General features: G+C 73.2%; 11 protein-coding genes. 4 read left to right on the forward strand and 7 right to left on the reverse strand.

The window, feature by feature from the left end:
- The first annotated feature begins 27 nt into the window (after positions 1–27).
- Positions 28–453, forward strand: coding sequence for a hypothetical protein (locus ACYVGD_RS14490; RefSeq protein ID WP_460744488.1), 426 nt, complete (start codon positions 28–30; stop codon positions 451–453).
- On the opposite strand, the gene ACYVGD_RS14495 is transcribed toward ACYVGD_RS14490, so the two are convergent.
- Positions 437–1,120: a LuxR C-terminal-related transcriptional regulator gene (locus ACYVGD_RS14495; protein WP_460744489.1), complete on the reverse strand. Its 684-nt coding sequence runs from the start codon at positions 1,118–1,120 to the stop codon at positions 437–439. The genes ACYVGD_RS14490 and ACYVGD_RS14495 overlap by 17 nt on opposite strands.
- Complete coding sequence (locus ACYVGD_RS14500) at positions 1,117–2,346, reverse strand: sensor histidine kinase (RefSeq protein WP_460744490.1); 1,230 nt, start codon at positions 2,344–2,346, stop codon at positions 1,117–1,119. Before ACYVGD_RS14500 ends, ACYVGD_RS14495 begins: the two co-directional genes overlap by 4 nt.
- Before the next feature lie 123 nt (positions 2,347–2,469).
- Between ACYVGD_RS14500 and ACYVGD_RS14505 the strand changes: the two genes are divergently transcribed.
- The 3 genes from ACYVGD_RS14505 to ACYVGD_RS14515 all read left to right on the forward strand — a co-directional run bounded on the left by ACYVGD_RS14505 (position 2,470) and on the right by ACYVGD_RS14515 (position 5,004).
- On the forward strand, positions 2,470–3,225 hold the full coding sequence (locus tag ACYVGD_RS14505; protein ID WP_460744491.1) for an ABC transporter ATP-binding protein: 756 nt from the start codon (positions 2,470–2,472) through the stop codon (positions 3,223–3,225).
- Positions 3,222–4,550: an FtsX-like permease family protein gene (locus ACYVGD_RS14510; protein WP_460744492.1), complete on the forward strand. Its 1,329-nt coding sequence runs from the start codon at positions 3,222–3,224 to the stop codon at positions 4,548–4,550. The genes ACYVGD_RS14505 and ACYVGD_RS14510 overlap by 4 nt, the downstream gene beginning before the upstream one ends.
- 91 nt (positions 4,551–4,641) lie before the next feature.
- Complete coding sequence (locus ACYVGD_RS14515) at positions 4,642–5,004, forward strand: hypothetical protein (RefSeq protein WP_460744493.1); 363 nt, start codon at positions 4,642–4,644, stop codon at positions 5,002–5,004.
- Positions 5,005–5,170: 166 nt separating this feature from the next.
- Here the strand turns inward: ACYVGD_RS14515 and ACYVGD_RS14520 are convergent, their stop codons facing one another.
- The 5 genes from ACYVGD_RS14520 to ACYVGD_RS14540 all read right to left on the reverse strand — a co-directional run.
- A complete protein-coding gene (locus tag ACYVGD_RS14520) occupies positions 5,171–5,353 on the reverse strand; it encodes a hypothetical protein (protein ID WP_460744494.1) in 183 nt (60 codons plus the stop codon).
- Positions 5,354–5,368: 15 nt separating this feature from the next.
- The gene (locus ACYVGD_RS14525) at positions 5,369–5,914 is read right to left on the reverse strand and encodes a class I SAM-dependent methyltransferase (RefSeq protein ID WP_460744495.1); all 546 of its coding nucleotides are present in this window, start codon (positions 5,912–5,914) and stop codon (positions 5,369–5,371) included.
- The gene (locus ACYVGD_RS14530; RefSeq protein ID WP_460744496.1) at positions 5,911–6,297 is read right to left on the reverse strand and encodes a PPOX class F420-dependent oxidoreductase; all 387 of its coding nucleotides are present in this window, start codon (positions 6,295–6,297) and stop codon (positions 5,911–5,913) included. Before ACYVGD_RS14530 ends, ACYVGD_RS14525 begins: the two co-directional genes overlap by 4 nt.
- A 21-nt stretch (positions 6,298–6,318) precedes the next feature.
- The gene (locus ACYVGD_RS14535) at positions 6,319–6,954 is read right to left on the reverse strand and encodes a class I SAM-dependent methyltransferase (RefSeq protein WP_460744497.1); all 636 of its coding nucleotides are present in this window, start codon (positions 6,952–6,954) and stop codon (positions 6,319–6,321) included.
- A 118-nt stretch (positions 6,955–7,072) separates the two neighbouring features.
- Positions 7,073–7,313, reverse strand: a 241-nt coding sequence (locus ACYVGD_RS14540; protein WP_460744498.1) for a nuclear transport factor 2 family protein, incomplete at its 5' end; no start/stop codon positions are given.

The following is a 7,313-nucleotide window of genomic DNA, read 5'->3' on the forward strand; positions in this document are numbered from 1 at the left end:
CGCGCGTGGAGTGGGAAGCCTCAGCGCGTGCAGTGGGCGCTCCTGCCACCCGACGCTTCGAGTGCTGAGGTCTACGAGCGTGCCGTGGGACTGGCGATGGCTGCTGATCGCTTCGATCGTGACGTGATGATCGAGCGAATCGAAATGATTAGGGCCACGAATCCGGGACGGATCTTGGTGGGCGCCTCGGGGCTTAGCAGGTACGTGGGGTTTCAGTACACACCCACAATGGTTGCCTTGGAGAACTTCCACTACGGGAACGCGCTTTACCTGATGTACGAGGATTGGGGAGAGCTTAGCCGTCGAAGTCGCCGTGATCTGCTGGCAGGGTCAGGTGGAGGGTTCGACAGAGTGGTTCACTCTGGGAAGTGGCGGGACGTCTTCTGGCGACTCTTGAGGGCCAAAGGATTCGACCCGAACATGGCTCCTTCGCCCACTATCGCCGGGACCTGAAACGGTCGTTGTGCCGCAGCCACAGCAGGACGGCGCGTACGCGGCGGTTCTCCTCGCTGGGCGGCAGGTCGAGCTTGGCGAACACGTTCGCCACGTGCTTGCCCACGGCGGCCTGCGACAGGAACAGCTTCTCGCCGATCTGCGAGTTCGACAGGCCCGCGGCCATGAGCTGCAGCACCTCGCGCTCGCGCGGGGTCAGCCGGGCCAGCGGCCCGTCGTCCGAGCGCGGCGCGGTCAGGTGGGCGACGACCTCCGGGTCGACGACGACGCCCCCACCGGCGACGACCTCGAGCGAGGACAGGAAGTCGGCGACGTGCCCCACGCGCTCCTTCAGCAGGTAGCCGACGCCACCCGAGGCCGAGTCGTCGAGCAGGGTCCGTGCGTACGGGCCGGACACGTACGCGGACAGCACCAGCACCGGCAGGCCCGGGTGCCGTTCCCTCAGCCGGACCGCGGCGCGCAGGCCGTCGTCGCTGTTGTTGGGCGGCATGCGCACGTCCGTCACGACGATGTCTGGCAGCGCGCCTGCACGGGCGGCCTCCTCGACACCGGTGACGAGCTCGACCGCGTCCGTGGCCACGCCGCCGACCTCGTGGCCCGCCGACTCCAGCAGCTCCTGCAGCCCCGCGCGGATCAGCGCCGCGTCCTCGGTCAGGAAGATCCTCATGCGCCCATCATCGCCTCGTCGTCCCACGTGGGGGAGAGCGGGACCGTCGCGGTGATCGTGGTCCCGACGTCGGCCGGGCTGTCCACCGCCAGCTCGCCCCCGAGGGCGCGTACGCGTTCGCGCAGCCCGGCCAGGCCGGTGCCCGACGAGTCGAGGCGTGCACCGCCGCGACCGGTGTCGCGGACGACCACGCGTAGGCCGTCGCCCACCTCGGCACCGACCTCGGCGCGCTCGACGCCCGCGTGCACCGTCGCGTTCGTGAGCGCCTCGGCGACGACGAAGTAGACGGCCGCCGCCACGGCGGGCGGGACGGAGGCGTCGTCACCCGACGCCCGCAGGTCGACCTGCAGCGGCGAGCGGTCGGCGAGCTGCCGCAGCGCGGCGAACAGGCCGAGGTCGGTGAGCTCGCGCGGATGGATGCCGTGGACGGTCTCGCGGAGGCGGACGAGCGAGCGCTCGGCCTGCTCGTGGGCACGTCGCGCCAACGTCTGCACGCGTCCCGCCTCGGCGCCGGGCAGCGACGCCGCCGTGTGCTCGAGCATCCCGAGCGTGATCGACAGCGCGACCAGGTCCTGCTGGGCGCCGTCGTGGAGATCGCGCTCGATGCGACGCCGCTCGGCGTCGAACGCCTCCAGCATGGCGGCGCGACTTGTGCGTACGCTGCCCAGCTCGCGCGACAGGCGCTGGGCCTCCTGACCGCCGAGCACGCGTACCGCGGCGTCGCGGGCGACCGAGGCGCCGAGCAGCACCGCCAGAGTGCCGGCGAGGACCGTGATCCCGACCGGAACCATCGTCCACGCACGGGCGGCGGTGTCGCCGACCCACGGGCCGACGTTCACGTACACCTTCGTGGCGTGGAACACCGGCGCGGCCACGAGCACGGCGCCGCCGAGGCCGCCGAGCACCGCGGCCAACCCGCTGACGGCGCCCAGCACCAGCGAGGCCAGCGTGATCGGGGCATCCGTACGCCACAGCGCGCGGGTCGCCGCACGGTGCCACGCCCACGCCGGGGCGCCGTCGGCGGGGTGCAGCGGCGCGACGTCCTCGCCGCAGGCGCGGGCCCGCCAGCGCTCCACCTCGGCCGTCGCGATCGCGGTGAATGGGGCGAGCGGCAGCAGCATGATGCCGACCACCTGCAGCGGCCACACCGCGGCGGCGGCCAGCTCGAAGACCACGCGCAGCGCGAGGCGTCGAGGACGCGCGATGCGCAGACCGGTCAGGGGCATGGGTCCACGCTAGGCGAACGACACGGCGTGTGGCGCCGCCCCGCGCAGAAGGTAGGGCTGGCCCCACCATGGTCGGGACCGCGCCCCCGTGTGCGTACGCCGTCACGCGGCTGGACTGGGGACATGACCACGCAGGAGATGTCCCCACCCGCCCTCGACGTCCGCCACCTCACCAAGGCGTACGCACAACCCCACGGCCTGCCGCCCGTGCGCGCCGTCGACGGCGTGTCGCTCGTCGTGCCCCGCGGCCGGTTCCTGGCGCTCGTCGGCCCCTCGGGGTCGGGCAAGTCGACGTTCCTGCACTGCGCCGCAGGGCTCGACCAGCCCACCGGCGGGCAGGTCCTCCTCGCCGGCGCCGACATCACCGCCCTCCCCGCGGCCCGCCGCGCGAGGCACCGCGCGGCCAACGTCGGCTTCGTCTTCCAGGACTACAACCTGGTGTCGTCGCTGACCGCCCGCGACAACGTGGCGCTGCCGTCACGTCTGGCCGGCAACCCCCTCGCACCCGACGTGGTCCAGGAGGCCCTGGCGCGCGTCGGCCTCGACCAGCGGGCCGGGCTGCGTCCCCACCAGCTGTCCGGCGGCGAGCGCCAGCGCGTCGCCGTCGCCCGCGTGCTCGCCGCCGCCCCGTCGGTGGTCTTCGCCGACGAGCCGACCGGCGCGCTCGACGTCGAGTCCGGTGCCCGCGTGCTCGGCTGGCTGCGCGAGCTGCCGGCGCGCGGGACCACGGTCGTCATGGTCACCCACGACCCGCGCGCCGCCGCGATCGCCGACCACGTCGTCGTCATGGGTGCCGGACGCATCCGCGAGCAGATCCCGGGCGGCGACGACCGCCGCGTCGCCGATGCCGTGCTGCGGGCCCAAGAGGTGGCGGCATGAGGTCGCTGGTCTGGTCCGAGCTCAGGTCCCGCCCCGGCCTGTGGGCGTGGACGCTGGTGTCGCTCGCCGTCGCCTCGTCGTGCATCACCGGCCTGCTGGTGTCGATGTCGACCGCGCTCGACGCCGCCGTCGGCGACGCGGAGACCACCGAGGGCCTCAACGCGCTCGGCGCGAATATCGTCGCCGGCTCGGTGCTGTCGGGCATGGCCGTCGTCGGCACCACCACGACCCTGACCTTCGCCACGCGGTCCCGCGACCACGCGCTGTGGGTCGTCCTCGGCGTACCCCGCCGGGTCGTCCGCGGTGTGCTGCTCGCCCAGCTGGTGGTCGTCGGCGTCCTCGGCTGGCTGCTCGGTCTGCCCGGCAGCCCCGCCGTCGCCCACGTCGCACTCGGCCAGTGGGCGTCCATCGGACTGGCTCCGGCCAGCCTGTCGCTGCGCGCGGACTGGTGGCCGCCGCTCGTCGGGCTGGGCCTCGTGGTGCTGTCCGCGCTGGCCGGCGGCTGGGGTGCGGCACGACGCGCCGCGCGTACGCCCGAGATGGCCGCGCTGCGCGAGGCCGACATGCCGGTGGCCCGCGTGGGCTGGTTCAGGGCGCTCACGGCACTGGGGACGCTGTCCCTCATCGGCCTGATCGCGTGGCTGGTCGCCAGCGGCGAGGCCGACGGCCCCGACGACCGGGCCGCCGCCGTGCTGTCGGGGAACCTGCTGCTGATCATCGCGCTGCTGCTCGTCGGCGGCTGGGTGCTGCGCGGCCTGCTGTGGGCGTGGACCGCACTCGTGCCGTCCGTCGACCCCGCCTGGTTCGTCGCCCGCGAGGCGTGCCGCGCCCGCTCCGCGCGCAGCATCACCACCGTCCTGCCGTTCGCGATGACGCTGTCGCTCGTCGGCGTGCTCATGGGCGCCGGCAACGGCGGCGGGGGTGACGTCACGCTCGACGAGGTGCTGATCGTCCTCGGCTGGGTCATGCTCGTCGGCTGGGTCGGCGGCGTCGCCGTCATTGCACTCGCGGGTCGTGAACGCGAGCGCGACACCGCCCTGCTCGTCGTCGTCGGCGCCGACCGCACGGCCGTGGCGCGCGCGGCCGTGTACGAGGGGCTGGTGTATGCCCTCACCGCCGTGCTGTTCGGCGCCGCCACCACGCTCGTCGCGGTGCTGACGACCGCGGCCGCCGCCGGAGTGCCCGCCGGGCGCGCGCTCGCCGGTACGCCGTGGGGGCTGCTCGCCGGAGTCGCCGGACTGACCCTCATCACCACCTGCGCGGCCGTCGCGCCGCCGGCCGCCCGGGCGTACGCCGCGCCCGTGACCGAGACCCTGCGCCGCTGACCACGTCCCTGCGCTGCTGACCGCGTCCCTGCGCCGCTGAACCCGTCCCTGCGACCCGAACCCTGGAACCCCACCGATGAAGGAGAAGACCATGAACCGAACCCTGATCGCCGCCGCAACCACCGCCGGAGTGCTCGTGCTGCCCGCCTGCGGCCCCGCCCCCGTGGACCCCGGCCGCCCCGTCTCCACCACCTTCCCTGCGCCGACGGGCGAGCTGACCATCGCCAACGAGTTCGGCCGGGTCGAGGTCAAGGAGGCCGCCACCCACGAGGTGAAGGTCGTCCGCACCGTCACGGCCATCGGCAAGACACCCACCGCCCCCGACTGGTCGCTGACCGGGAACACGCTGACCCTGCGCAGCGCCTGCGGCCGGGGCTACGTGGGCGTGTGCGAGCCGACGTTCCGCGTCACCGTGCCGAAGGGGATGAAGACGCAGGTGGTGGAGAAGAACTAGCTCGGCCAGGCGGCCTCCGCCCGGAGCAGGACGAGCGCCTCGTTCTCCGAGCGAGCGCCAGCGAGACGAGGAGCTGCTCGTCCCTCTCGCTCTCCGAGCGGAGGCCGCCCGCGGCATGTCCATCTCGTTCTCCGAGCGGAGGCCGCCCGCGGCCGGAGACGAGGAGTCAGGCCCGGCCCGCGCGGTAGGCCCGCGTCACGTAGGGCAGGTCGACCGTCGCCGCGCTGTGGAGGCCCAGGTCGTCGAGCACCTCGGCGAGGCCGGCGTCGGCGACCTGCTGCTCCTGCGGCGTACCCGTCAGGTAGAAGCTGCGCGAACGCATCATCGCCTCGAACGCGTCGCGCGTCATCGGGCGTACCCACCGTCAGTCGCGCTGGTCCAGTGCGCCGAACGGCTCGGCCACCTGCGGGCCGGGACCCGTGACGAGCTCCTCCGCCGGACTCATCGGCAGGACGTCGAACAGGCGCTGGACCAGCTCGTCCTCAGGGTCGCGGAAGTTTGAGACCAGTCCCAGCACGCCACCCGGACGCAGGACCCGGCCGATCTCGCGGGACCCGCGTACGGGGTCGACCCAGTGCCACGCCTGCCCGAGCACGACCGCGTCCACGCTCGCGTCGTCGAGCGGCAGGTCCTCGGCGGTTCCCTCGCGGGTGGGGACTCCCGGAACGGTCTGCTTGAGCGTGGCCAGCATCTTCGGGTCGGGGTCGACGGCGACCGCCCCGGCGCCCGTCGCCAGGACCGCGCGGGTGAGCTTGCCGGTGCCCGCACCCACGTCGGCCACGAGGGGACGCTCGCCGTCCAGCACCGACTCGAGCATCCACGTCACCGCCTCGGCGGGATACTCGGGGCGGCCGGTCTCGTACGCCGCCGCTCCGGCGCCGAACGAGCGGGCGCGTACGTCGTCGCTCATGCGGGGTCCACGCGGATGCCGACGCGCTCGGGCTCGCCGCGCAGCCACAGGCGCTCGACGAACGTCCACGCGCGGTAGTGCAGGCCGTACTTGCGACGCAGCACGTCCTTGTAGCGGTCGATCTCGGCCTCGTCCGTGACGACCGTCGCCATCCCCTCGACCACCGGGGCGCCGGGAGCGACCTTTCCGCTCATCGAGCACGGCTGGAGCGTCACCCGCGGCGTGTGCGCCAGGCGCTTGAGCTTGCCCGCCCCCGCACCGGTGATCATGATCAGCGCGCCGCCGTCCGGTGCCACCCAGACCGCGGTCGAGACCGGCACACCGGTTCGGCGGAACGTCGTGAGGCTGGCGTACTTCTCGTCGCCGAGGGAGCGCAGGTCCATGCGCCCATGATGACAGGGTGGTCAGGCGTCGGGCCGCACCCAGGTCAGCAGGTAGCGCCCGAGCCACAGCTTCCGGAACCTGCGGCCGGGCAGCACCTCGCCGGAGAGTCGGCGTACCTCGCCGTAGGTGTGGGGCGCCGGCCAGACCACCGGGGCGGTGTGCTCCCACTTTCCGCGCACGCGGGTGAGAACGAAGATCCCCACCGACCCGGCCAGCGACATGGGCCAGTCCAGCGGGCCGTTCGTGGCGAACCCGACCACCCCGAGCGTGCCGTCGGGACGCAGGAGCTCGGCGAACCGACGAAGTCCCGCGCCCGCGTCGGGCAGGTGGTGCAGGGTCGCGTTCGACACCACGGCGTCGAACGACTCCGGTTGGAACGGGTGGGTGAGCGCATCACCCTTGACCCACTCGATGCGATGGTCCGGCCAGCGTTCCCGGGCGCGTCCCAGGACCCCCGTGTCGGCGTCCAGCGCGACCACCTCGCAACCCTGGTCGGCCAACCGGGCGCTGAGGAAGCCGTCGCCACAGCCCACCTCGAGCACGCGCTGCCCCGGGCGTACGCGGTCGGCGAGCAGGCGGTCGTAGTGGATGTTGAGGTTCCACGGCTCGCGTGGCTCCCTGACGGGGATGGCGCGCGCCAGGTTCGTCAGGCCCATGGCCCCATGCCACCACGCACACGGCTCAGGCGGGAAGCTTGCCCGCTCCCACGCTGGTGATCATGGTCAGCCGTCGCCACACGGGGCCACAAGACCGCGGTCGAGACGGCGCGCGTCATCACAGCCGTGGGCCGGCATGCCCTGCGATCAGGCGCCATCCGTCCGCGTCCCGGACCCACGTCATCGTGCCAAGCATGCGGAACTCCTCACCGGAGTCGAGTCGGTCGCACACGACCCCCGTCACCAGCGCGGTGTCACCGAGCACCCGCACGCTGCTCTGCTCGAGGTGCTGAGTTGAGTCCCCGATAGTGGTGTAGCGCGGTCGCTGTCCTCGTCCCGGTAGTGGACGTGGGTGCGGC

This window comes from Mariniluteicoccus endophyticus, from assembly GCF_054780035.1.